At 40.4% G+C, this 24375-nt stretch carries 22 protein-coding genes, 4 tRNA genes and 2 pseudogenes; 13 read left to right on the top strand and 15 right to left on the bottom strand.

Annotation, left to right across the window (positions count from 1 at the left end):
- Positions 1-4: 4 nt before the first annotated feature.
- Genes Q9Q86_RS15835 through Q9Q86_RS15825 form a run of 3 tightly spaced genes read left to right on the top strand, consistent with a single transcriptional unit; the run spans position 5 to position 2342 of the window.
- A complete protein-coding gene (locus Q9Q86_RS15835) occupies positions 5-1165 on the top strand; it encodes a homoserine O-acetyltransferase (protein WP_112987305.1) in 1161 nt (386 codons plus the stop codon).
- On the top strand, positions 1165-1758 hold the full coding sequence (gene metW, locus Q9Q86_RS15830; RefSeq protein WP_004660432.1) for a methionine biosynthesis protein MetW: 594 nt from the start codon (positions 1165-1167) through the stop codon (positions 1756-1758). Before Q9Q86_RS15835 ends, metW begins: the two co-directional genes overlap by 1 nt.
- Complete coding sequence (locus Q9Q86_RS15825) at positions 1755-2342, top strand: tetratricopeptide repeat protein (protein ID WP_112987304.1); 588 nt, start codon at positions 1755-1757, stop codon at positions 2340-2342. The genes metW and Q9Q86_RS15825 overlap by 4 nt, the downstream gene beginning before the upstream one ends.
- A gap of 72 nt (positions 2343-2414) precedes the next feature.
- Here the strand turns inward: Q9Q86_RS15825 and Q9Q86_RS15820 are convergent, their stop codons facing one another.
- Positions 2415-2672, bottom strand: a complete 258-nt coding sequence (locus tag Q9Q86_RS15820; protein ID WP_112987303.1) for a cytoplasmic protein — start codon at positions 2670-2672, stop codon at positions 2415-2417.
- A 56-nt stretch (positions 2673-2728) separates the two neighbouring features.
- Between Q9Q86_RS15820 and Q9Q86_RS15815 the strand changes: the two genes are divergently transcribed.
- Together Q9Q86_RS15815 and rdgB are read left to right on the top strand one after the other, a co-directional pair.
- A protein-coding gene (locus Q9Q86_RS15815; RefSeq protein WP_112987637.1) for an IS5 family transposase occupies positions 2729-3480 on the top strand; the annotation gives its coding sequence in 2 pieces (ribosomal slippage) (positions 2729-3065 and positions 3065-3480; 753 coding nt in all).
- A gap of 155 nt (positions 3481-3635) precedes the next feature.
- Complete coding sequence (rdgB, locus tag Q9Q86_RS15810) at positions 3636-4259, top strand: RdgB/HAM1 family non-canonical purine NTP pyrophosphatase (RefSeq protein WP_112987701.1); 624 nt, start codon at positions 3636-3638, stop codon at positions 4257-4259.
- A 17-nt stretch (positions 4260-4276) separates the two neighbouring features.
- Here the strand turns inward: rdgB and Q9Q86_RS15805 are convergent.
- Positions 4277-5056 (bottom strand): annotated as a pseudogene (locus Q9Q86_RS15805) (permease); the annotation flags it as partial.
- 60 nt (positions 5057-5116) lie between these two features.
- On the opposite strand from Q9Q86_RS15805, the gene Q9Q86_RS15800 reads away from it, so the two are divergent.
- Together Q9Q86_RS15800 and Q9Q86_RS15795 are read left to right on the top strand one after the other, a co-directional pair.
- Positions 5117-5818 carry an IS1-like element ISPa14 family transposase gene (locus Q9Q86_RS15800; protein ID WP_004678526.1) on the top strand — a complete coding sequence of 234 codons (702 nt, stop codon included), beginning with the start codon at positions 5117-5119 and terminating at the stop codon, positions 5816-5818.
- A gap of 20 nt (positions 5819-5838) precedes the next feature.
- Positions 5839-7050: pseudogene (locus tag Q9Q86_RS15795) on the top strand (PhoX family phosphatase); the annotation flags it as partial.
- A 232-nt stretch (positions 7051-7282) separates the two neighbouring features.
- On the opposite strand, the gene Q9Q86_RS15790 reads toward Q9Q86_RS15795, so the two are convergent.
- The 4 genes from Q9Q86_RS15790 to Q9Q86_RS15775 all read right to left on the bottom strand — a co-directional run bounded on the left by Q9Q86_RS15790 (position 7283) and on the right by Q9Q86_RS15775 (position 12147).
- Entirely contained in the window at positions 7283-7933 is a 651-nt protein-coding gene (locus Q9Q86_RS15790; protein ID WP_004678533.1) for a hypothetical protein, read from the bottom strand.
- A gap of 140 nt (positions 7934-8073) precedes the next feature.
- Entirely contained in the window at positions 8074-9609 is a 1536-nt protein-coding gene (locus Q9Q86_RS15785) for an alkaline phosphatase (protein ID WP_112987631.1), read from the bottom strand.
- A 20-nt stretch (positions 9610-9629) separates the two neighbouring features.
- Positions 9630-11222 (bottom strand): alkaline phosphatase, encoded by a 1593-nt coding sequence (locus tag Q9Q86_RS15780; protein ID WP_112987630.1) that lies wholly within the window; start codon positions 11220-11222, stop codon positions 9630-9632.
- A 142-nt stretch (positions 11223-11364) separates the two neighbouring features.
- Positions 11365-12147: an NRDE family protein gene (locus Q9Q86_RS15775; protein ID WP_008941959.1), complete on the bottom strand. Its 783-nt coding sequence runs from the start codon at positions 12145-12147 to the stop codon at positions 11365-11367.
- Between the two features lie 105 nt (positions 12148-12252).
- Between Q9Q86_RS15775 and lgt the strand changes: the two genes are divergently transcribed.
- Positions 12253-13065, top strand: coding sequence for a prolipoprotein diacylglyceryl transferase (gene lgt / locus Q9Q86_RS15770; protein WP_008941960.1), 813 nt, complete (start codon positions 12253-12255; stop codon positions 13063-13065).
- Positions 13066-13124: 59 nt separating this feature from the next.
- Positions 13125-13826, top strand: coding sequence for an IS1-like element ISPa14 family transposase (locus tag Q9Q86_RS15765; RefSeq protein ID WP_004678526.1), 702 nt, complete (start codon positions 13125-13127; stop codon positions 13824-13826).
- 76 nt (positions 13827-13902) lie between these two features.
- Here the strand turns inward: Q9Q86_RS15765 and wrbA are convergent, their stop codons facing one another.
- On the bottom strand, positions 13903-14502 hold the full coding sequence (wrbA, locus tag Q9Q86_RS15760; protein WP_112986939.1) for an NAD(P)H:quinone oxidoreductase: 600 nt from the start codon (positions 14500-14502) through the stop codon (positions 13903-13905).
- A 112-nt stretch (positions 14503-14614) separates the two neighbouring features.
- Here wrbA and Q9Q86_RS15755 point away from each other — a divergent pair, with 112 nt between their 5' ends.
- Positions 14615-15865, top strand: a complete 1251-nt coding sequence (locus Q9Q86_RS15755) for a YihY family inner membrane protein (protein WP_005403234.1) — start codon at positions 14615-14617, stop codon at positions 15863-15865.
- Positions 15866-15891: 26 nt separating this feature from the next.
- Here the strand turns inward: Q9Q86_RS15755 and Q9Q86_RS15750 are convergent, their stop codons facing one another.
- Positions 15892-16800: a DMT family transporter gene (locus tag Q9Q86_RS15750; RefSeq protein WP_112986938.1), complete on the bottom strand. Its 909-nt coding sequence runs from the start codon at positions 16798-16800 to the stop codon at positions 15892-15894.
- A 103-nt stretch (positions 16801-16903) separates the two neighbouring features.
- On the opposite strand from Q9Q86_RS15750, the gene Q9Q86_RS15745 reads away from it, so the two are divergent.
- Entirely contained in the window at positions 16904-17704 is an 801-nt protein-coding gene (locus Q9Q86_RS15745) for a helix-turn-helix domain-containing protein (RefSeq protein ID WP_042893202.1), read from the top strand.
- Positions 17705-17706: 2 nt separating this feature from the next.
- Here the strand turns inward: Q9Q86_RS15745 and Q9Q86_RS15740 are convergent, their stop codons facing one another.
- The 4 genes from Q9Q86_RS15740 to Q9Q86_RS15725 all read right to left on the bottom strand — a co-directional run bounded on the left by Q9Q86_RS15740 (position 17707) and on the right by Q9Q86_RS15725 (position 20107).
- Positions 17707-18603 (bottom strand): polysaccharide deacetylase family protein, encoded by an 897-nt coding sequence (locus Q9Q86_RS15740; protein ID WP_171293856.1) that lies wholly within the window; start codon positions 18601-18603, stop codon positions 17707-17709.
- Between the two features lie 67 nt (positions 18604-18670).
- Positions 18671-19312, bottom strand: coding sequence for a fumarylacetoacetate hydrolase family protein (locus Q9Q86_RS15735; RefSeq protein ID WP_112986936.1), 642 nt, complete (start codon positions 19310-19312; stop codon positions 18671-18673).
- A gap of 33 nt (positions 19313-19345) precedes the next feature.
- Positions 19346-19843, bottom strand: a complete 498-nt coding sequence (locus Q9Q86_RS15730) for a YcxB family protein (RefSeq protein WP_112986935.1) — start codon at positions 19841-19843, stop codon at positions 19346-19348.
- A gap of 187 nt (positions 19844-20030) precedes the next feature.
- Positions 20031-20107: transfer RNA gene (locus Q9Q86_RS15725), tRNA-Arg, on the bottom strand.
- Between the two features lie 116 nt (positions 20108-20223).
- Here Q9Q86_RS15725 and Q9Q86_RS15720 point away from each other — a divergent pair.
- Positions 20224-21249, top strand: a complete 1026-nt coding sequence (locus Q9Q86_RS15720) for a hypothetical protein (RefSeq protein WP_112986934.1) — start codon at positions 20224-20226, stop codon at positions 21247-21249.
- Positions 21250-21373: 124 nt separating this feature from the next.
- On the opposite strand, the gene Q9Q86_RS15715 is transcribed toward Q9Q86_RS15720, so the two are convergent.
- The 3 genes from Q9Q86_RS15715 to Q9Q86_RS15705 all read right to left on the bottom strand — a co-directional run bounded on the left by Q9Q86_RS15715 (position 21374) and on the right by Q9Q86_RS15705 (position 21673).
- Positions 21374-21450, bottom strand: a tRNA-Arg gene (locus Q9Q86_RS15715).
- A 45-nt stretch (positions 21451-21495) separates the two neighbouring features.
- Positions 21496-21572 (bottom strand) — tRNA-Arg (locus Q9Q86_RS15710).
- 11 nt (positions 21573-21583) lie between these two features.
- Positions 21584-21673, bottom strand: a tRNA-Ser gene (locus Q9Q86_RS15705).
- Positions 21674-21934: 261 nt separating this feature from the next.
- On the opposite strand from Q9Q86_RS15705, the gene rnr reads away from it, so the two are divergent.
- Positions 21935-24355, top strand: a complete 2421-nt coding sequence (gene rnr, locus Q9Q86_RS15700; RefSeq protein ID WP_112987651.1) for a ribonuclease R — start codon at positions 21935-21937, stop codon at positions 24353-24355.
- Positions 24356-24375: the final 20 nt, after the last annotated feature.

The following is a 24375-nucleotide window of genomic DNA, read 5'->3' as shown; positions in this document are numbered from 1 at the left end:
TCCAGTGTCTTTTCCATCGGATTCAGTGGGTTTAGTCACACCACAAAAATTTCAATTTGAGCAACCATTAGAGCTTGAATGTGGGCGTATCCTGCCACGTTTTGATTTGATGGTTGAAACCTATGGAACACTTAATGCAGATAAATCCAATGCAATCTTAATTTGCCATGCATTATCTGGGCATCATCATGCTGCGGGTTATCATCATGCAGATGATAAAAAAGCAGGTTGGTGGGATAGCTGTATTGGTCCCGGCAAAGCGATTGATACCAATCATTTTTTTATTGTTTCTTTAAATAATATTGGTGGTTGTAATGGTTCAACAGGCCCAACATCGCCAAACCCTGAAAATGAAAATCGTCCTTATGGTCCAGATTTTCCATTAGTCACTGTTCGTGACTGGGTGAAGACCCAAGCCATGTTGTCTGATCGCCTCGGAATTGATGTGTGGTATGCCGTGATTGGTGGTTCCTTAGGTGGCATGCAAGCACTACAATGGTCATTGGACTATGCTGATCGTTTAAAAAAATGTGTCATTATTGCCAGTGCACCAAAATTATCGGCACAAAATATTGCCTTTAATGAAGTTGCTCGCCAATCGATTCTCTCTGATCCAGATTTCCATCATGGGCGTTACTTGGAACATGACAGTTATCCAAAACGTGGGTTAATATTGGCACGTATGGTCGGTCATATTACGTATTTGTCTGAAGAAGCCATGAAACAGAAATTTGGTCGTGATTTGAAATCTGGCAAATTTATGTATGGTTTTGATGTCGAATTCCAAGTTGAAAGTTATTTACGTTACCAAGGCGAACAATTTAGCCGTAATTTCGATGCAAATACTTACTTGATTATGACCAAGGCCTTGGATTATTTTGATCCATCTCGTGAGTATGAACATTCCTTGACTAAAGCAATGAGCAAGCCTAAATGCAAATTCTTGGTGATTTCATTTACGACTGACTGGCGTTTCAGCCCAAGTCGTTCACAAGAATTAGTTTATGCTTTAATTGATAATCATAAGCCCGTCAGTTACTTAGATATTGATGCAGAACAAGGTCATGATTCGTTCTTGTTCCCTATCCCACTCTATGTGAAAACATTAAGAGCCTTTTTAGGTGGAGAACAACAGTTACACGCTACACCGCAGGAGCAGCACTAATGCGTATAGATCAACGACTCGCTGAAAAATGGATCAGTCCGAACTCTAGCGTATTAGACTTAGGCTGTGGTGATGGTGAATTATTGGCCCATATGAGCAAACAGCATAATATTCGTGCTTATGGATTAGAAATTGATCAAGAAAAGATTGCAATTGCCATCAGTCGGGGGTTAAATATTATTCAACAGGACTTAAACTTGGGGTTAAGTCGTTTTGCCGACCAGTCTTTTGACTCCGTGGTCATGGCACAGGCATTGCAGGCGGTCGATGCGCCCGATGTACTGCTCCGTGACATGGTGCGTGTTGGCAAACAGGCAATCATTACTTTTCCAAACTTTGCATATTGGAAGACTCGTTCTTTTCTTGCATTGAAAGGGAAAATGCCTGTCTCGGAAGCTTTACCCTATATGTGGTATAACACCCCGAATATTCATTTATGTACTTTCCGTGACTTTGAAGCATTATGTGCTGAGAATCGGATTAAAATTATTAATCGACTTGCCGTCAATGGTGACCAACAAGGTAGTATGCTCAGTAAGCATATGCCGAACCTATTTGGTGAAGTCGCAATTTATCGAGTGAGCGCTCTATGAAAAAGACATTTATCAGCACATTTTTATTTGGTCTGATCAGTATACAAGCGCACGCTGACTATGTTGCTCAACCACAATCAGTTGCAACACAGGCGGCACGATATTCAGTGATGGGTATCAGTGAATTACAAAGCGCAGCAAAATCTGGTCAAGCTGGGGCACAGTTTTACTTAGCAACCCGTTACCAGTTTGGTAAAGAAGTGGCTAAAGATGAAAAACAAGCTTTCACTTTATTCAAGGCAGCAGCAGATCAAGGTTTATCTGCGGCGCAATTGAATGTCGGTCGTATGTATGCAGATGGCATCGGTACGAAGAAAGATGAAGCTTTGGCGCGTAAATATTTCGAGAAAGCTGCGAGTAATGGTGATAACCGTGCCAGCTTTAATCTCGCGATGATGGAAGAGCAAAAGAAAAACTATGTTGGTGCTTACCAATGGTATGAACTTTCAACACGTGATGGCATGCTGGATACTAAAGTCATCAGTCTTTCTGAAGGTAAGAAAACAGCGTTGGCTGCAAACTTAACTCAAGATCAGATTCGTACAGCGCGTGACCGTGCTGATAGATGGATTCAGGCACAGTAAACTTATTAAAAAGATAAAAAACCGACTTGTAAGAGTCGGTTTTTGTTTTTTAGAATACATTCCATAATTGGATTAAAACCAATATTTTTGCATCGCTTTTAAAAATTCTTGTGTTATTAAATCATTAGACTTTAAGCCAATTACTGCATCAATACCACAACTAGGACATAAAGCGGTATTAGCATCATCACACCAATCTTGAATGTTTTTATAATCAAAAATATCCAAGCAATAAAAACAACCACAAAATGCGCTATCTCTTAAAATATGACGATGATAGCTTGAAGATTTATGAGCCTTAACGACGTCAGTTTGATCAAAATTATTCATTATTCTAGGGCTTGTTGAGAATTAACAAAGACTACTGATTAATTTATAATAGTACTATGGATAGATACATACTTACTGATGCCCAATGGGCAAAAATGGAACCTTTTTGCCTAGGTAAAGTGACCGATCGAGGTCGTAGTGGAAAAGATAATCGATTATTTTTAGAAGCAGTCCTATGGATTGCCCGTACAGGCAGTCCATGGCGTGATCTACCTGCTCATTTTGGTAAATGGAATACCGTCTTTAAAAGATACCGTGACTGGGTTAAAGCTGGTGTATTTGAAACTATTTTTGCATCTGTAAATGAAGATGTTGATTTGGAATACGCCATGATTGATGGAACGATTGTTAAAGTTCATCGACATGGGCAAGGTGCAAAAGGGGGACTTTCAAACAGTCTATAGGTAAATCTCGAGGTGGAATGACCTGTAAAATTCTTGCCTTAGTGGATAGTCTAGGCAACCTCATTAAGTTTCGATTAATGCCTGGTCAATATCACGATTTAGTAGAAACCAAACCTTTAATTGAAGATGTTGATTTTCAAGCATTACTAGCTGATAAAGCATTTGATGCAGATTGGCTCATCCAAGAACTCAATGAACGTAAAGTGAAAGTGGTGATCCCACCCAAATCTAATCGAAAAGTAATGAGAGCATTTGATACGACTATGTATAAATGGCGTCATCTCATTGAAAACTATTTCTGTAAGTTAAAAGAATTTAAACGTATAGCGATGCGTAGTTGTAAAACAGATACGAGTTTTGAAGCCATGATTCAATTGTGCGCGAGTGTAATTAACTCTCGGTAATTCTCAACAGACCCTAGCTAGAATGGTAGAGATTATTACTTATACCTATTATGAAATAGCACATACACAAGATATGCTCAAATTTTTCTAAATTCTAAACCTATCATCAAGAATACGATAAGATACACCTAATTCTCGTTAACAGCATTATAAATATGTCTACTCCATCATGGCTTAATCAAGGCAGCCTTGTGCTTGCAAGCAATAACAAAGGTAAAATTTCTGAATTTGATCATCTATTTCAACAACTCAATCTACCCGTCGAAATCATTCCTCAAGGTAAACTCAATATCGAAGATGCGATTGAAGATGGTTTAAGCTTTGTTGAAAATGCAATTATTAAAGCTCGCCATGCATCTAAACTTTCAGGCAAACCTGCTATTGCAGATGACTCGGGGTTATGTGTGCCAATCTTAGGGGGAGCACCAGGCATTTACTCCGCACGTTATGCAGGCGAACATGGCAATGACGCTGCCAATAACCAGAAGCTTTTGGCTGACCTTGTACCATTCCGCAAAGAGGGTGAAGCGATTGAAGGGATGTTTGTTTGTGTCTTGGCATTGGTCACCCATGCAGAAGACCCACTTCCACAAATTTTCCAAGGTATCTGGAAAGGTGAGATTTTAGCGGCAGCACGTGGTGAAAACGGTTTTGGTTATGACCCGCTGTTTTGGCTGCCTGAACTCAATGTTTCAAGTGCTGAACTGAGCAAAGCTGAGAAAAATAAAATCAGCCATCGTGGTCAAGCCATGCAGCTGTTTAAAGCAAGTTTGGTTTAAAACCCTAAAGTGCCCTCCTACATGAGGGCATTTTTTATATGTAGCAATAGACCATAGATTACAATCACCACACAGCTCACAATCGTTCCCGCAGCAATATAGCGAGCTGACACCCCCGTACCTTGATAATGGGTTTCCAAAGCGACAATATTGGCGGCGGGTGGTAAACAAAATAGGAAAAACAAAACTGGGAGCAATGATTCAATCTGCGGAATCGCAATAAAATAATAGCTCAACGTACAAATTATGATGCCACACAAGATTTTGAACATTAAAGTTCGAGTACTCAGTAGCAAATCAGCCCTATGTACCCGAGTATGTCTCAGCCACATGCCTAAAATACACATGCCCGCAAAGCTCATCCCAAATTTGGCAATATCATACAGTCCCTCTAGAACAAAATTACCCTGCCAATGATGAATACCGAATAGCCATAGAATCAGGGCTGCAAATAAGGCCAATACTGGTGGTGACTTAAGAACTTTTTGCAGTGTTGCAACGTAATTAGTCGGCCCTTCTGAAACCGCAGCAACCGCCCAAATATTGCCAAACAGTGAACCCCCAATATATAGCGCGATCATGGCGCCACTGACCTGCTCTCCAAATAAGGCGATGGCAAATGGAAAACCCAGCCAGCCAATATTGCTATAACTTACACAGAGCGCTTGTAAGCGATCCTTTGAAAAGTGAAAAAAACTATAAAATAGAAGAATCGATGTAATGAAACTAAATCCCATCAGTGCAAAGCTACCAGCTTGATAAAACACCATGTTGTAAATGATCACCACAGGAATGAAGGGTGGTGTTTCAAAAAGTATGCTGAAACAAAGCAGGTTGAATTTTGATAAAATAGAGAAATGCGAATAACTCTAGAAATCAAATGTCCAACCTGCCTCAGTGACAGTATAAAGAAAAATGGCATCAAAGTAGATGGGAAACAAAACTATCAGTGCAAAGACTGTAAACGTCAGTTTATTGGTGACCATGCTCTGAGCTATCTAGGATGTAATTCAGGCATTACTCGAAAAATATTACAGTTGATGGTCAGAGGTAGTGGTATACGAGATATCGCTGAAGTTGAGCGAATCAGTATCGGTAAAGTTTTACGTACTTTAACCGAATCGACCTACCAAATTCAGCCTAAACAAAGTCATTATGAGTCTCTTGAAGTTGATGAGTTTTGGACTTTTGTGGGAAATAAAAATAATAAACAATGGCTTATTTACGCCTACCATCGAGAAACAGGTGAGATTGTTGCTTATGTTTGGGGTAAAAGAGACTTAGCTACAGTTCAACGATTGAAGACAAAGCTTAAACAATTAGGTATTCACTACACCCGAATTGCAAGTGATCATTGGGACAGTTTCATAACTGCTTTTAAAAACTGCGAGCAAAGTATTGGTAAATTTTTTACTGTAGGTATTGAAGGTAATAATTGCAAAATAAGGCATCGAATTAGGCGCGGTTTTAGAAGGAGTTGTAATTTTTCAAAAAAGATTGAAAACCATTTTAAAGCTTTCGACTTAACCTTTTTTTACATCAATAATGGCTTCATTTAATGTCAGCATACTTTTTGAAACACCACCAAAATCTGTATGGCAATGAAAATACAGCCAATGCCTATAACTATGGTCATTTACCAGAAATCATTCTGGATGGTAAAGGTCGTGGTACTGCAGTTAAGCACTACTGCTTAGGCCGTATTTCACATGAGCTGATTCAAGTGATGCCAGACAACCGTACCGTGATCATGGGCGATGACTATACCAACGGCGGTTTCTTTATGTTTATTGCAGATAAAGAAAAAGATTTATCTGCTGGGACGCTCTACGTTGCCAAGTACACTGCTGAGCTGAATGAAACCTCTACAGCACCGATCAAATGGATCAAACTGGGTCATACCGACAGTAAAACTATTGAAGATTTGGTCAATGTTCGCGGCATTAAAGCTGACAATATTATGGAGAGCTTAACCACTGCACCTGCTGACTTAAGCGGTTATACGCAGATTGTATTGGATAAGAAAACACTCTGGATCAAGTTAAAAGAAGCCAATAACGGTTTCAGCAAAGCAGAAATCGAATTAGCGGCTGCCTTCCTCGAAACGCACCGTTATGCAGCCCTCAAAGGCGGTAGTATGGCCTTCACCAAAATGGAAGGAACCACCGTGAATATCAAAGATAAAGTGGCTTATTCTGCACTTGCCAATATTCAAGACTCGATGATCGAAGGTAAATCGAGCTGGGTTGCTGCACACAATGTTAAATTCAAGAGCACATTAAAAGCTGGTGGTGTACTTGCCCATGACCTGAAAGGCAGCCAAGTTGACCACTTAAATAATGTGATCAATAGTGAATGGACACCATATCAAAGCCATATGATTCTCATGGGCAAAGATATTCCAGCAGACAGCTTGGGCAATACCGCTGATCCAAATAACATTGCTAGCCCAGACAACTTAAAATTCTCTGAAACATTACGTACTTTGTTCATTGGTGAAGATAGTGGTAACCATACCAATAACTTCCTTTGGGCTTATAACGTTGAGACTAAATCTTTAGATCGAATTCTTTCAACACCAGCAGGTGCAGAGTCAACAGGTCTACATGCGGTTGACTCAGTCAATGGCTGGACCTATATCATGAGCAACTTCCAACATGCAGGTGATAGTTCAAGTCTTCCTGCTGATTTAAAAGCAAAAGTTTTGGCTAACTACAATGGTGGTTATAGTGCAAGTGTTGGCTATATCACCGCTGATCCAGTTGCGCCATCAATTGAGAAAAAAGCTTAATTTAAGCAATCCACTCAAAAAAAAATGCCGACATCATGTCGGCATTTGTTTATCTCAATCCATCACAATCCAATCATTCAGCTCGTACTCGTGCTTATATGAAATGAATCGAACAGTAAGCTCATTTCATTTAAAGATTGAAATGATAGCGGTCACCGAACAGATCAACTTCTATGATAAAAAAAGCCCCTTTAAATAAGGAGCTCAATTCAGTTAATTCAGCTTTATGCGGTTAATCACCAAAGTCTGAATAATCTTTGCTGCTGAATTTACTATAGCTTTTCCACGGTTCTACAATATTCACCTGTTGGATATTGGCTTTTAAAATGTCGTAGCGCAAACCATCTAAACTGCGTACTTCCACCCGTTTGGCAATATTATTGCGATTGTCCCATTCGATGCTCATTTTATTTTTCTTATTCTGACTTTCATACCAAGTACTATTGCTGTCTTTTTTCTTAACGGTCATTCCCTTTAAGCTTTTAGGGTCAATCAATGAATACACACAGCTCCAACAGCTACTCAGTCCTAACATATCGACATCGGCATCTTGTAAATGCACAACGGTTTTATCTTCCATCAGCACCAAATTGAGTTTGGGCTGTTTTTTCTGATCAATAAAATAATGCTGGGCCGCTTCTGCTAAATCCAAATGTTTATGCCCGCCCTTTTCATGTCCATGTTGGTGATGTTTAGGTAGTACACGTTCAATCCAAATATTCTGAGTATTACGATACATACGCTCCTGAAACACACTGGTTCGGGTCACACCATCATTGCCAATGCTTTGGGTCTCACGGGTAATATTGGCACTTAATACTGGGGCTGCATGCAAAGACGTCATTCCCACACTCAGTAATACCGCACTCATCACTAGACGCATGTTATTTCCTACATAAAAAAACCTCAGTCATAGTGACTGAGGTTGTTTGCAATATGATGAAAAGCTTCAATAAAGTATTGACGGTCTGTTAACATTTCAACCATGCTCTGTCGCAAGTATCTGTGAAATGTTAGCAGCCCCTATTTAAAACCAAACGCTTCTTTTAATTTGCTGAATACCCATACATTTTCACGTGTACCTTTAAATACTTGTGAACCCGCACCTTCAGCAAATAACAGCACATCACCACCCCCATGGGTTTCAGAACCAGGACTGCCGAGTTTTACACCAACTTCTTGCAAGTAATCATCTGCAGCTGCGTCATTGTCAGTAATGTCGATGCGCGATGTTGGACGCGGGCCACCACCATTACCAAATACCAAGGTGGTTGAGGTTTTACCATTGACATCCAGATTCGGTGCATGCTTCTTGCCGTCAGCCAATACACGCGTACGGGCGTCTGTTGCTTTGGCTTCTTGATAGCTATAGCTCAAACCCAAAATACCCGGGTTGGTGGTTGTGGTTTTCCCCGTACGCGCGGTATAACCGTTAAAGGTCATGGTATGGTCATGGTCAGCGGTCACCACGATCAGGGTATTCTTTAATTCAGGGTCAGTTTTCTTGATTTTATCCAATGCCGTCTTAATTGCATTATCAAAAGCAATGGTGTCTTGCAATGCGCGTTTGGCATTGGTTCCATGCAGGGCATGGTCAATACGCCCGCCTTCCACCATCAAGAAAAAGCCTTTGCCTGCAGTATCTTGAGCTTGTAGTAAATCAATCGATTTTGCGGTCATTTCAGCCAAACTTGGTTGGTTTGGCGCTGTTCGTGCTCGGTCTAAATCGTATTCCAAATGTGAGGTTGCTGAATAAAGACCGATGTATTTTTTATTCAATGGTGCTGCATCCATCTCTGCTTTGGTCGCACCAACAGTGTAGTTTTTAGCTTTTAATTCATTGAGTAGGTTACGTCCATCAATACGCCCCTTCTTGTTATCCGCCGCATTATAAGGGGTGAAATGATTGCGCCCGCCACCCATCAATACATCAACGCCATCTAACAGTTTTGTGTTATAACCTGCACCGCCAGGGATGACCTGACGTGCAATCTCAAACTGTGCATTACGATTACACACATGAGCAAATGTTGCAGCTGGCGTTGCATGGGTCAATTCTGTGGTGGTAATCGCGCCGACTTTTTTGCCATTGGCTTTAGCAAGTTCAAGAATCGTTTCCGCAGGGCTGCCCGCAGCCACACTTGAACCTGGGGTTGGACAATTATTGATGGCATTAGATACTTTGGTACCATCTGGTGCTGTACCCGCACTTGGTTTAACCGCGATCGTCCCAGGCGTCATTCCACTCACTTCATTACGGGTTTTCTTGCCCGTCATATAAGCCACCATTGAAGGAGCACTGTCGGTGGTTTGACCATCTTCTGAATATGTCTTAATTCTTGCCGTACGGCGCAAGGTGTCCATGGTTAATTTGCCAGATTCACCGTAGCCATAAATACGGCTTGCCGTAACTGTGGTTGGCCCCATACCATCACCCAAGAAGAAAATGATATTCTTGGCTTCGCCCGCAGCTTGTACACCAGTGCTTGCAGCAACTAATGCAACCGTTAAAACAGATGCTTTCATACCGAACTGACCTAATTTAAATTGTTTTAACATCATCGTTCTCCAGTCTGTTGTTATTTATCTAGGCCAATGGCTTTGCGAACTAAGTTAAAGACTTCGATATTTTCGAGGCTGCCATGGAAGTTGTCTGACCCTACACCAATTGCACCAAGGAACACATCGGTACCGCCATGCGTTTCACTATCAGCAAAACCAGTTTGCACCACAGCTTCTTGCTGGAAGTCATCGGAAGCTGTACCCGTACACCACCCTTCTTTATCAATATCTGTACCACGACTATCGGTAAATTTACCCGCTGGACCTACGGCTGGATTACAGCTGTCGTTATCGGTCAATACCCCACGTGCTTCGATACGGTCATTGTCTAAACGCTTTTTACCTGTACCAAAGCCGATGATTGGATATGGGTTACCATTCACATCGGTTGAGAAACCTGCCTTGTTATAGTTTTTGACTAAACCAAGCACACTGGTCTCTGCCCCTTTCACATATTTACCCGTACGTTTTGCATAGCCATTCAAGACCATGGTGTGATCATGGTCAGCGGTCACCACGATCAAGGTATTCTTGAGCTCAGGGTCGGTTTGTTTGACTTTATCAATCGCAGCTTTAATTGCATTATCAAATGCAACCGTGTCTTGTAAGGCGCGCTTGGCATTGGTGTCATGCAGTGCATGGTCAATACGTCCACCCTCAACCATCAAGAAGAAGCTTTTGTTTTTCGCGTGGAGGACATCAATGGCCTTGGTGGTCATATCGGCAAGGCTTGGCTCATCAATTTTCTTATTGGTACGATCCAAGTCATAGTTCATATGGCTGGCATTAAATAAGCCCAATAATTTTTTGGTCTTGCTTGGATCAATTTTGGCTAAATCACTTCCGCTTGAAACAAAGTTATAGCCTTGATCTTGCATTTCTTTGACCAGATCACGACCATCAGCTCGTTTACCGCCCGATACCGTCGTTGGTTTAAACTGACGTAAGCCACCACCCAAGACCACATCTACACCATCCTTTAATTTAGTATTATACGCGCCCCATCCTGTACCTTTACCTGCAGGAACAAGCTGTGCCGCAATATCGTTCTCGGCATCACGATGGCACACATGCGCATAGGTCGTGGCAGGTGTTGCATGAGTAATACGGGTTGTGGTAACTAGCCCAGTGCCCATGCCTTGTGCCTTAGCAAGTTCAAGCAATGTTTCTGCTGGTTTCTTGCCTTTATTGGATGCAACATCGTCACAGGTACTGGTGCCGTCTGCTTTCGGTGGAGATGCGATGGTGCCTGTCTGCATGGAAACGACTTCATTGTTCATTTTCACGCCCGTCATATAGGCAGCCATAGACGGTGCACTGTCTGTCACTTGACCATCTTCTGAAAAGGTACGAACAAATGCAGTTTCTGGCAGCGTATCAATGGTCAAATCGCCATCTTCCCCAACAGAATAAATACGCGATGCGGTTAAGGTGGTAATCCCCATACCATCGCCCAAGAAGAAAATTACATTTTTTGCGGTGGGTGTTTTTGGTACTTCTGTTTTTTCATTGTTATCACTATCGTTACAAGCAGTCAGTCCCGCTGACAAAACTGCCATTAAACTGACCGCCAATAGCTTTTTGGAAAAGCCCGTCTTTGATAAGAACATAGAATATCCCCAGATGTATTGTTTGGACGTAACTTGATTTGCTACACCATAACAATGCTGGGTGACACTTTTATGTCATCGTGATGACAGTATTATTTCATCTTGTTGTTTTATATACATAATTATGTTACAACATATCAACCTAACGCTTCAGATCAACGTGCAAATTAACCACTTGTCCCTGCTGTTCACCCTGTTGAGATTTTTCTAGCCATTGCCATTTGGTATCAGTTAATCTTAAAAAATTAGAGCATCGTGTTCCATAAACTGGGCTTTGAATAAAGGTGGATGACAATAGGGCTTCCATCTCAGGATTAATTCCCGTATCAGGTAACAGATTGGCAATGACTTTACGCTCATCTTCCAGAATGTCCCAAACCGCAGACACCAAATCCAATTCTGCGACTTGAGGCTGCTGTAGTATGGGTAAAAACTCCTGAGTAAAGCGTTTACGCAAATGTCTGGTTTTATGCCAGTCTTCAGACATTAATCCATTGGACACCACATAGACGCCATTGGCCAGAACCTGTGGCGCTTCTCCACGATTGCTCATATACACCGCCTGTTCACGATCACCCAGAAACAGGTTAAAGCCCGCATAGTCCTGCTGATTCTGTTCCAGCATTTGCGCAAAGCGGATGGGAGCTAAATCACTTTCCAGAAAGTCCTGAATCAGGTGTCCGCGTGAAGTGCTGTACTGGTTCTTGTCCCGACCATTGCGGAAGTTGGTCACGATTGCCCAGCGACCTGGTGCGGTCACACCCATCCATGTTCCACCCGACTGCAAATCCTGCCCTGCCACAATCGGGCGGTTTTCCCACTGATGCAGGGGAGCACTGGGACGATGGTAAAACTCATCACGGTTTGAAATGAGGCAAAGTGGCATCTCATCTAGCACATGCCATGCAAAAGCGACAATACACATTATTTTGTTCTCACATCTTTACACATTGAATGTACAACATTTTTCACATCATTCCGCTACAATCTGCTCAAAACTTAATTTCAAATTCTAAATTGAGGAAAAGCGATGCTGACCTATCCAAATATTGATCCAGTGGCACTGAGTTTAGGGCCAGTCAAGGTACACTGGTACGGATTGATGTATCTATTGGCATTTTTATGTGCATGGGGCTTGGCATCTTACCGAGCCAAACAGCGCGATGGCTGGACAGCCGACATGGTGTCCGACTTGGTGTTCTATGGTGCTTTGGGTGTGGTGCTGGGTGGTCGGGTGGGCTATGTCCTGTTTTACGAGTTCGGCAAGTTTCTGGAAAACCCACTATGGTTGTTTCAGGTCTGGACTGGGGGCATGAGCTTCCACGGCGGCTTCCTCGGTGTGATGGTCGCCATGCTGTTCTGGTGTCGGAAATACCAAAAAACATGGTTTCAAACACTGGACTTTATTGCCCCCTGTGTACCCACAGGCCTGATGTTCGGTCGTATCGGCAACTTTATTGGTGGTGAGCTATATGGCCGTCAGGTGACCAATCCTGATTATCCGTTTGGCATGATTTTCCCAACAGACCCACTGGGCTTGGTTCGTCACCCGTCACAGATTTATCAGGCACTGTGTGAGGGTCTCATCCTATTTATCGTGCTGTGGTGGTTTAGCTCAAAGCCCCGTCCACGTATGGCAGTTTCAGCTTTATTCCTAATCGGTTACGGCGTGGCACGTTTCTTTATGGAATTCTTCCGTCAACCCGATGCAGACCAAGGTTTTATCTTATTCGGCTGGATGACCAAAGGGCAAATTCTCAGCTTCCCAATGATTATTATTGGACTATGGATGATTTGGTATGCCTACCGTAAAAATATCTATGATTGGCAGCTTAAAAAATAAGGTGGTGTTTCAAAAAGTATGCTGAAACAAAGCAGGTTGAATTTTGATAAAATAGAGAAATGCGAATAACTCTAGAAATCAAATGTCCAACCTGCCTCAGTGACAGTATAAAGAAAAATGGCATCAAAGTAGATGGGAAACAAAACTATCAGTGCAAAGACTGTAAACGTCAGTTTATTGGTGACCATGCTCTGAGCTATCTAGGATGTAATTCAGGCATTACTCGAAAAATATTACAGTTGATGGTCAGAGGTAGTGGTATACGAGATATCGCTGAAGTTGAGCGAATCAGTATCGGTAAAGTTTTACGTACTTTAACCGAATCGACCTACCAAATTCAGCCTAAACAAAGTCATTATGAGTCTCTTGAAGTTGATGAGTTTTGGACTTTTGTGGGAAATAAAAATAATAAACAATGGCTTATTTACGCCTACCATCGAGAAACAGGTGAGATTGTTGCTTATGTTTGGGGTAAAAGAGACTTAGCTACAGTTCAACGATTGAAGACAAAGCTTAAACAATTAGGTATTCACTACACCCGAATTGCAAGTGATCATTGGGACAGTTTCATAACTGCTTTTAAAAACTGCGAGCAAAGTATTGGTAAATTTTTTACTGTAGGTATTGAAGGTAATAATTGCAAAATAAGGCATCGAATTAGGCGCGGTTTTAGAAGGAGTTGTAATTTTTCAAAAAAGATTGAAAACCATTTTAAAGCTTTCGACTTAACCTTTTTTTACATCAATAATGGCTTCATTTAATGTCAGCATACTTTTTGAAACACCACCAAAAATAATTAAAGGGAGCAAATGCTCCCTTTTTATTAACTTTGAAAACTTATAATTGAACCGATAATGCATTGACCACTTCACCCAAACGCTTACCTTGAGCTTCACACAAGAGTTTTTCATCTTGGCTTAAACTCTGATCATGACGCGGCCCACTAACATGACTCGCCCCATAAGGTGTTCCACCTGTTTTGGTATTTGATAATGCAGGGATTGAATTAGGTAGACCTAAAATGATCATGCCGTGATGAAACAAAGGAGGTAGCATTGTTAGTAATGTACTTTCCTGTCCACCATGCATCGAACCAGAAGAGGTGAATACACAGGCAGGTTTATTATGTAATGCGCCATTCAACCACAAGCTGGTCGTTTGATCCCAAAAATATTTCATTTCACTTGCCATATTTCCAAAACGAGTTGGTGAACCAAGCGCCAAACCAGAACAGTGGGTTAAATCATCTAAAGTACAATAGATGTCGCCTTCACTAGGGATACTTGCTTCAGCTTGAGTCACAACAGTAGCAAGATTGGGGACTGTTCTGATACGAGCTCTAACCCCAGTTGCTTCTACACCATCAGCAATCAAATGTGCCATTTGTTTGGTTGAACCATATTTACTGTAATAAAGTACAAGAACGTAAGGTTGCATCGCTTTCAAGTATTTTGTTAAAAAGAACACTATACGACATTTTTTATACTTTTCGCGGTAGTAATTCCTATGTATGCATAGGATTTGATTAAAAATAATTAGGATAGAACCCATGATATTAGACCGTTATCTAAAAAACCGAGCGTTTTTAGAGAAAACATGGTTTCAATTTATTGTATTTGTGTTACGACGTTTTGAGGCTGACCGATGCCGAGAGCAAGCTGGATCACTTACCTATACGACCCTTTTTGCTGTTGTTCCGATGTTGACAGTTTTTTTAGTCATTATTTCCTCCATCAAAGCATTAGAGCCAGCAAGACAACAGTTACAACAACTGATCTATAGTAATTTTTTACCTAAAAGCACGATTGCCTTTGACAAAGCCCTGAATGCATTTACTGAAAAATCCAGTAATTTGACTGTGATTGGTGTGTTGTTTTTATTTGTGACCACAGTCTTAATGCTGACTTCGATTGAAACAGTATTTAATCGCATTTGGCGTGTCAAAGAAACACGAACTGGTCTTGTCGGCTTTATGCGCTATTGGACAATCATTTCATTAGGTCCAATTGTGCTGGGAAGTGCGTTTGTACTTTCTTCAACTGTCGCATCAATGAATGTTTTAAGTAATAACTTTGCAGGTTATCAGCTTGATGGTGCGTTAATTTTATGGCTCATTTCCTTTATTTTGACCATTGTCGGATTCTTCATTTTATATTGGACGATCCCCAATCGGACGGTACCAATTTTTTCAGCTGTGATTGCGGCATGTTTCAGCGCGACCGTTTTTGAAATTTTAAAACATTTATTTGGCTGGATCATGAGTAATTTCACCAGCTATGAAATCGTTTATGGTGCTTTTGCAGCAGTTCCTATTTTTCTACTTTGGATCTATTTGTCTTGGAATATCATTTTATTGGGTGTAGAAGTAAGTTATGCACTCACCGCCTTTCATTCTGGTAAAGAAAAAAAGCGCCATCCAATTTTGATGTTATTGGATATTTTAGAATTGTTTTACCGTAAGCAACAAATCGGTGAAAGTGTTAGCGAGCAAGAGCTACTCAATATTATTGGTCGTGGTGAGCTTGGTCGTTTACCCTCTTACATCCTTCAGCTTGAAAAGCAAAACCTGATTAAACGCACTGATACGGATGAATATGTTCTGGTACGAAATCTAGCACAAGTCGATTTTTGGAGCTTTTTTACAGCTCTACCGTATCCATTGCCATTACGCCATGATGTTGCCAATATTCATGAAGACGATGAATGGATTGAACGCCTTGGGCCATCGCTAGTGGAAAGTAATGACTACTTAGCAGCAAAACTCTCCATCCCACTTTCAACTATTTTTGAACAAAAATAATTGAATAGACCTCTTCGGAGGTCTTTTTATTTCCTCAACCATCCCTGCAAACTCACAACTAAAATTCCAAGTAATACCAATGCCGTCCCAAAAATGAAATTTACTTCTATATTCTCATCTAACAGCCATACGCCAAATATGATTCCAAACAAAGGAGTGAGAAATGAAAATACTCCCAGTCGAGAGGCTAAATAATTTCGTAATAACCAAAACCATGCTAAAAAACTAGCAAAAGACACGATCAAAGTATGAAAAGCTAAACTCCCTATTACTAATGGTGTCCACTGTACAACTGCTTGTCCCAAGAAAAATGCCAAACCTAGCAACAGAATAAAGCTACCAGCCAACTGATAAAATAAAGTTTGGGTGACTGCAGCTTGTGCCAAAGAGGATAAACGTACCGTAACTGTAGTGGCCGCCCAGGCAATTGCCGCAGCTAAGGCGTATAAATCTCCCCATAACATCTGTTGCTGAAATGTATTGGCCCCTATCTGTTGTGGACGAATAAAAGTCACCACAATGCCGATAAAAGCGATACCAATGCCAGTCCATTGCAATAGCGTTAGGCGCTCAGATGGTAACTTCCAATGTAAACCTAGCGCCACAAAGATAGGGGCTGTGTAAAGCAAAACAACTGCATGCGAAGCAGAAGTCAACTGGAGTGCTTGTGCGAGTAAAAAGAATTCTAGAGAAAATAGAACAGCGACTAATGCTCCAGCTTTCAGGTTCTTGGGATTCATTAATTGACTTTTTTGATCAAGCAACACCAACGGCAATAAAAGTAATGCTGCTAACCCAGATCGCAAAGCAATTTGCATCAAAGGACTGATGTCTGAAGCTGCCATTTTTAAAATAACTTGCTGTAGCCCCCAAACCATACACAATACGATCATTAGACTTGAGGCTGTCTGATCTAGGGCTTTACGCTCGTCCATAGCAAGCTCCATATACACGATATTGAACCACTATAAGACTGTCGTATTTTAATGATATAGTGAAAAATAGACAAAATATGTGTGTTTTCAGGCAATTCTTTCTATGAAAAAATCAGCACAGCGAGTTCAAGATTTTCAGGAACTCCCTGCTTATAACGAAATACCTGAACTTCTGTGGCTCAGCATACGCGATGCACCTGCTGCAACGGTTTATCCACAACATGCGCATGCTTGGGGAGAGTTTATCTATGCTTTTGATGGTGTTTTAGAAGTAAATATTGATCAGGTACATTATCTCACTCCACCACCGTATGGGATTTGGTTACCGCCACATACTCAACATAGTGGTGTGAATCGAAATGATGTAACGCATTGCACCCTTTATGTTCATGAATCACTTTGTGAAAAAATGCCTCAACGGGCAGGAATTTTACTGACCGCACCACTGGTGCCGGCACTACTTGAACATATACAAAAATATGCTTTTAAAGATCACGATCCGGAATATTTGCGAATATTGCATGTTCTACTTGATACCTTAACCCATGCCGAAATCATCGGGAGTTATTTACCCAGTACAGAGCACCCTGCTTTAGCTCAAATATTAAATCACCTACATTTACATCCTGCTGACAACAGCACTCTAGCTGAGCTGGCAGCGATGATAAATATGACTGAAAGAACATTGGCGAGACATTGTCAAAAAGAACTCGGGATGTCCTTACACGAATGGCGACAACGTTTAAAGGTAATGAAAGCGATGTCTTTATTAAATCAAGGTTACACGATTGAAAGTATTGCTCTAGACTTAGGTTATGCAAGTTCATCAGCCTTTATTTATATGTTTAAACGTTGGATGAATTACACCCCTGATCAGTTTAGAAAATACTATCAAGGACGCTAAATTTATTCCAAACCAAACCGTTTTAGTCGCTCAAGTTCATATGGCGCATCTTCAGCAGGATAACGCAACTGAATCTTGGCTTGTTGTTTAGCTAAAGACCAAACAATACTTCCCCCTGCTGGCAAAACATTTGTTTTTAATCGATATATCGGATCTTGGTAAGCAGTTTCACTATCTATAAATTGCCATTGATGCAGCTTAAATGCCTCGACTACATCATTGAGAAATGCTGCATTGATTGCATTTACATGAAGTAGCAATACATGCTTTGGAGAATACCCGACAGTCTGTATCGCCAATTGATCATAATAATTTGCTCGATCCAATAAATGATCAATATAAGCATTCTTTAATTTTTCAAGCTCAGCTGTTTGTCCATTTTTAGTATAAGAAAGATATTTTAAATTATAAAACCAGTCACTAGCATCAATACTCACAGCACCTGATTCATAACCCTGCTGTTGTAAATAATGCGCAACTCCATCTCTTTTTTCTATGATATTGCCTTCTTTCAAAAACGGATAACGATACCTGGGAACCCAACCAGTCAATGGTTTAAATACTTGTTCGGCTCTGAAAATTTGATCAATATATTGCTGCGTTGTGACCTGCTCCTTGTTTAAATTGGAATGCAATTCACTGTGATTACCGATTTTATGCTCTTGCTTTCCCCATGCGGCAACCAAGCTCAAGCCTTTATAATCACCGATTTTAATTACACTTGGATAAACAATACTTCGTATATGATTTTGTTTAAGTTGTTCTAGAATTCTTTGATTAATTTGTTGGGCATTCGGATTTAGATCAGGATTGACCCCATCATCAAAACTTAAAGCCAGCTGCTTGCTATGACTGATAGTTATGATCAATAAGATCACAAGGAAAAAACACAGTTTCATTTTATTTTTCATTCTTTATGTAAAAAATGGCATTAATTCATTCAAATCAATGCCATAAGATCGTGCATTACACTTTGACAAAAGTATCCCAATCATACTCACCAGTCTGAGTAATCAATTTCATTGTCAATTTATCATGGGGTTTCAATGCCCCTACACCTGCTGGAGTACCTGTCATAATCACATCACCAGTTTTTAAACTAAATGATTGATTGATCTCAACTAACAAAGCGCCGATATCAAATAGCATATCGCGACTAAATCCATGTTGACGTTCAACTCCATTGATCATCAGAATAAGTTCTAGCTCTTGCAAATCGCCAATTTCATCAATCTCAATCCATTCCGCAAGCAAGCAAGCGCCATCAAATGCTTTTGCTCGCTCCCAAGGCTGCCCTTTTTCTTTTAAATCACTTTGCAGATCACGAAGAGTCAAATCCAAACCTAAAGTAATTGCACCTACGGCTTCTAATGCCTTTGAGATGTCAGTTTCTTTTGAAAGTGGATGTGCAATTTGTACGCAGATTTCACATTCGTAGTGACATTCACCCAATGCTTTATTCCAATCAATTCCTTTTTCTAAGGAACCTAAACTACTTGGAGGTTTCATGAATAAAATCGGGCGATCTGGAATAGCATTTCCTAATTCTTTTGCATGTTCTGCATAATTTCGACCCACACAAACAATTTTTGAAGGATGTGTACTCATGAAAGCTCCTTGCTTTTATAACCGATGAAAAATTTATTTTTTAAAGCTATTTTCAAACTTATTTTGATCAATAGAATCTGTAAATGCGCGTTTAGGCACAATAACAACAGTATGGTTTTTTAACTCCAACATATACGTCAGCTTTCCAATCGCAAAAGATTGAACCTCTGTGTATTGTACTATTTGCTTTTTCCCTGCTGCGTAAAGCTCAAATTGGTCTTGATATAAATCAATTCCCTGTTCACTTTTGCCAAACTGGTAACGAACAAATTGTCGTTTAAACAGCAATGGTAATAACCAATAACGCATTAACCCTTGCATAAGCAAGAAAAAAACACCCAATGCAACATAATAACGACCAACACCCGTTAAACCTAAATAGAATCCCCATAGAATCACTGCAATACTAATCACTGGTGTCAGAAAACGAGTGATCGTTTTCTTGCCAAAAGTCACTAAAGCAAAACCATCTTGAGACTCTTCTAAATTGAGATAATAACGCAGTGATAGTGTTGGACGTTGTTCAGACATTTCTTATTTCTTACATTTGAAAGACGTGCCCTATTAGAACATAAATTAATTTTGGCACACTATCACTGTTGTTTTTTTTGCTATGAACTTTGCAACAGATTCAGTTTTTGGATTTATAAACTTATTATGCAAATAACATAAATTTTAGACACAAAAAAACCGCTGCTAAGCGGTTAATTCTTCAAATTGGTGCGCTCAGAGAGATTCGAACTCCCGACCCCTTAGTTCGTAGCCAAGTGCTCTATCCAGCTGAGCTATGAGCGCATATTTGATAGGGGGCATTATACGCACTTTTTTCATATTGATAAGCGTTTTTTCATCTTATCGTCGTCAAATGGTGATAGATTCGCCTATCAATCTTAAATTCAAATAAAAACACATTGCTAAAAACCTTAACACCTAAATATTTATTAGCTGATAATGCGATCAACACTATTCATCAAGCTGAAAACCCAATCTCAGATGCTGCAAGTTTAGGCACACTCACTTTTGAAACTTCTCGCGATACTGTGAATGGTTCTTTAGAAACGATCTCTGATCTCGCTGGCGCTGATTTTGATGGTGCGATGGATTCTGTTACAGGTGTGATTGATACCATCACTGGCGGTACTGATGGTTCTCCATTTGAAATGGTGACTGATGCAATCGAAGGTTTCACGGGTGGTGACTTAGGTGATAACCCTGTAACAGGTGTGATTGATACCATCACTGGTGGTACGGATGGTTCACCTCTTGAAATGGTGACTGATGCGATCGAAGGTTTCAGAGGTGGTGACTTAGGTGACAACCCTGTAACAGGTGTGATTGATACCATTACTGGCGGTACTGACGGTTCTCCTCTTGAAATGATCACAGATACTGTAAGTGAATTTACAAACGCTGATGAATCATTGAGCACGATTACAGATTTACTTGGTAGCATCACAGGTGATTTGAATGGTGGAGCATTAGGTGAGATCACAAATCTTGCAGAAACAATCAGTGAAAGCCTGAACGGTGATTCTCTAGATCCAATCACAGGTGCGATTGATGGATTCTGTAGTGATATAGGTTTTGATCTTAATAGTGAAAGTATTATTCTCGGAGTATCAGAGCCAACACAAACGATTATCAGTAGTGGTAACTCTGTAATTGATAGTGTTCAAGAAAGCTCTACTGCGATATTTAGCGATAGTACGTTTGAAAGTATTAGTAGCTTGATTAGCTTAAGCGTTGAAAGTGGTGATGATTGTGGTTGTGATGGCGGTGTTGATAGTATCTTGACTGCAATCACAGGTTCGACATCTATACTTACTTCAGTTACGGATACAAGTACTTCAACTGCACCATTAACTGAAACTGTGACTCCACAAACATCGTTAACTAATTTATCAGACAATCTCTTCCATTCATTAAGCTTATTCTAAAAGCTTAAATTGAAAACAAAGGCAGCTATCATTAGCGGCCTTTGCTATTTAAATATACTGTAAAATAAATATCTTCAAAATTTGGGCACAAAAAAACCGCGATTAAGCGGTTAATTGTTTAAGTTGGTGCGCTCAGAGAGATTCGAACTCCCGACCCCTTAGTTCGTAGCCAAGTGCTCTATCCAGCTGAGCTATGAGCGCATTACTTATGTGCCTATTTCGGCATGTGTTACTTTAATCTTTACTTGGTGCGCTCAGAGAGATTCGAACTCCCGACCCCTTAGTTCGTAGCCAAGTGCTCTATCCAGCTGAGCTATGAGCGCCTTAAGTAAAGTGGCGGTGAGAGAGGGATTCGAACCCTCGATACAGTTACCCGTATGCATCCTTAGCAGGGATGTGGTTTCAGCCACTCACCCATCTCACCGTAACACGAGCGCAATAATACAAACTAAAACCACATTACACAAGGGATGATCCTGTTTTTTTCATCTTTTTTAAATCAATCAAATATTTTTTAAACAATTTCTGTATTTTTTCAGCATTTTTTCGTCCAACGCTTGTTAAGATAGTCTTCTCTTTATTTATTTAGATCATTTACATAAACAGAATCTTGCAATCTTTGACGTGCAGTCCAAGTTTGGATGACTTATGCTAAAGTGATCTGCCAGATGTGAAATGGAACGATATGACTAATAATTGGGTTGATCCCGAAGCAAAAGCAGAAGCTGAACGTTACGATAATCCTATTCCTAGCCGAACTCTTATTTTAACTACATTAGAACAATTACAAACTGCAAAATCTCATGCGGAACTTGTTGATCATTTCAACCTACCAGATCAAAAAAGTATTGATGCGTTAAATCATCGCTTAAGCGCAATGGTACGTGATGGTCAGCTCATGAAGGATGGTTTTAAATATCAACCTGCAACAGATTTACCAACACACGAAGCAACGGTTTATATTAATAGTAAAGGTTTAGGTACAGCGAATATTGCTGGACACGATGATGTGCTATTACCTGAACGTGAATTAAGACTCGTTTTTAACGGCGATCGCGTTAAAGTACGTCAGACTTCAGTTGATCGCAAAGGTAAACCTTGGGGTTTTATTACTGAAGTTGTACAACGTCGTGTCAAACAGATTATTGGTAAAGTCGCTGAGCATGAAGGTGAATACTTTATTCAACCGAGTAATCCGAATCAGCACCAACCGATTACTTTAGAAAAAGAATTAATTGAGCATGCCAATGCCAAAGTTGGCGATATGCTACGTGTTGCGATTGATGACTACCCGACCCGTGAAGAATTGGCAACAGGTCATGTCGTTCAATCCATGGCAGATAAAGCAGATACAGAGATTATCATTCCGCAGACTATTTTAGAATTTGGCTTGCCTTATGAGTTTCCTGAAGCAGTAATCAAAGAAGCTGAAAGCTTTAAAGAACCTTCAGAACAAGATATTAAAGGTCGTGTTGATTTACGTGACTTACCGTTAGTTACTATTGATGGTGAAGATGCACGAGACTTTGATGATGCTGTCTATGCTGAAAAACGTTCAGGTGGTGGTTATCGTGTGGTTGTTGCGATTGCTGACGTAAGCCATTACGTTCGTTTAGATTCACCTTTAAATGAAGAAGCAGAAGAACGCGGTACCTCAGTTTATTTCCCACACTTTGTCTTGCCGATGCTTCCTGAAGCATTATCAAATGGTTTGTGTTCTTTAAATCCACATGTAGATCGTCTATGTATGGTCTGTGACTTAAAGTTATCTCGTGCTGGAAAAGTGACAGGTTATGAATTCTATCCTGCGGTAATGCATTCTAAAGCGCGTCTGACTTACACACAAGTTGGTCGATATTTTGAGGGAGTAACCGATGCTATCCCTGAAGATAAAACTATTCATAAATCACTAAATACTCTTTTCCAGCTTTATCAGACCCTCAAAGAGTTACGTGCTAAGCGTCATGCGATGGAATTTGAAACCATCGAAACCTACATGACTTTTGATGAATTAGGTGGAATCAAAGAAATCCTGCCTCGCTCACGTAATGATGCGCATAAGCTCATTGAAGAATGTATGTTATTAGCCAATGTCGCTGCTGCGGAATATGCTTTAGAACATGACATCCCAATGCTCTACCGTGTACATGAGGCTCCTGAGTTTTCACGTATCCAGAAAGTTCGTGATTTCGTAAAATTGCTTGGTTTACCATTCCCAGAACAACCTACTCAGGCTGATTATCAACGTGTTATTGAAGCGACCAAAGATCGCCTAGATGCGCCAAGCATTCATGCTGTGTTATTACGCTCAATGATGCAAGCGTATTACGGTGCCAAGAATTCTGGGCATTACGGTTTAGCATATGAAGCCTATACGCACTTTACTTCACCAATTCGTCGTTACCCTGACTTATTATTGCATCGTGCGATTAAAGCCTATTTAGATAAAAAGGTTTACCCTCTTTCAGGTGCAGCACTAGATGATGCGGGTGAGCATTTCTCTCAAACTGAACGTCGTGCTGATGAAGCATCACGCAGTGTCACAACCTGGTTAAAATGCCACTATATGCAACAGCATTTAGGTGATGAATTTGTCGGCATCATCAGTGCAGTAACAGAATTTGGCTTATTTGTTACCTTAAAAGACCTCTATGTAGATGGCATGATTCATGTCAGCCAGCTGGGTGAAGATTTCTTCCTCTATGATCAAGCTAGCCAAAGTCTAATTGGTCAGAATCGTGGACAGTCATTTAGCCTCGGTGATGAAGTAAAAATTCAAGTGGCAGGTGTGAATTTGGAAGAACGTAAAATCGACTTCCAATTGGTACAACAACTCACTCATTTAGGTCGTGTGATTCGTCAAAAAGCACCGCGTACAACATCAACTCGAGCAGCCACTACAGAAGAAGTTTTTGGCAAGGCACCAACGGCATCCAAAGTAAGTGAAGATGGTGAAAAGCCTGTGCGTAAGAAAAAGGATAAGAACAAACCAAGTTCTTATACTAAAAAACCTGCTAAAAAAGCTTCGACTAAGCCCGAAAATAAAGAAAAGGCAAAGAAAAAAATAAAAAAGAAAAAGTCGAATGCAAAAGCAAAGAGTGAATAATTCATAAAATAAGAGAGCTT

It is taken from the genome of Acinetobacter sp. A22 (assembly GCF_030913345.1).
Classification (GTDB): domain Bacteria; phylum Pseudomonadota; class Gammaproteobacteria; order Pseudomonadales; family Moraxellaceae; genus Acinetobacter; species Acinetobacter junii.
This window is presented reverse-complemented; position numbering and strand designations above follow the sequence as displayed.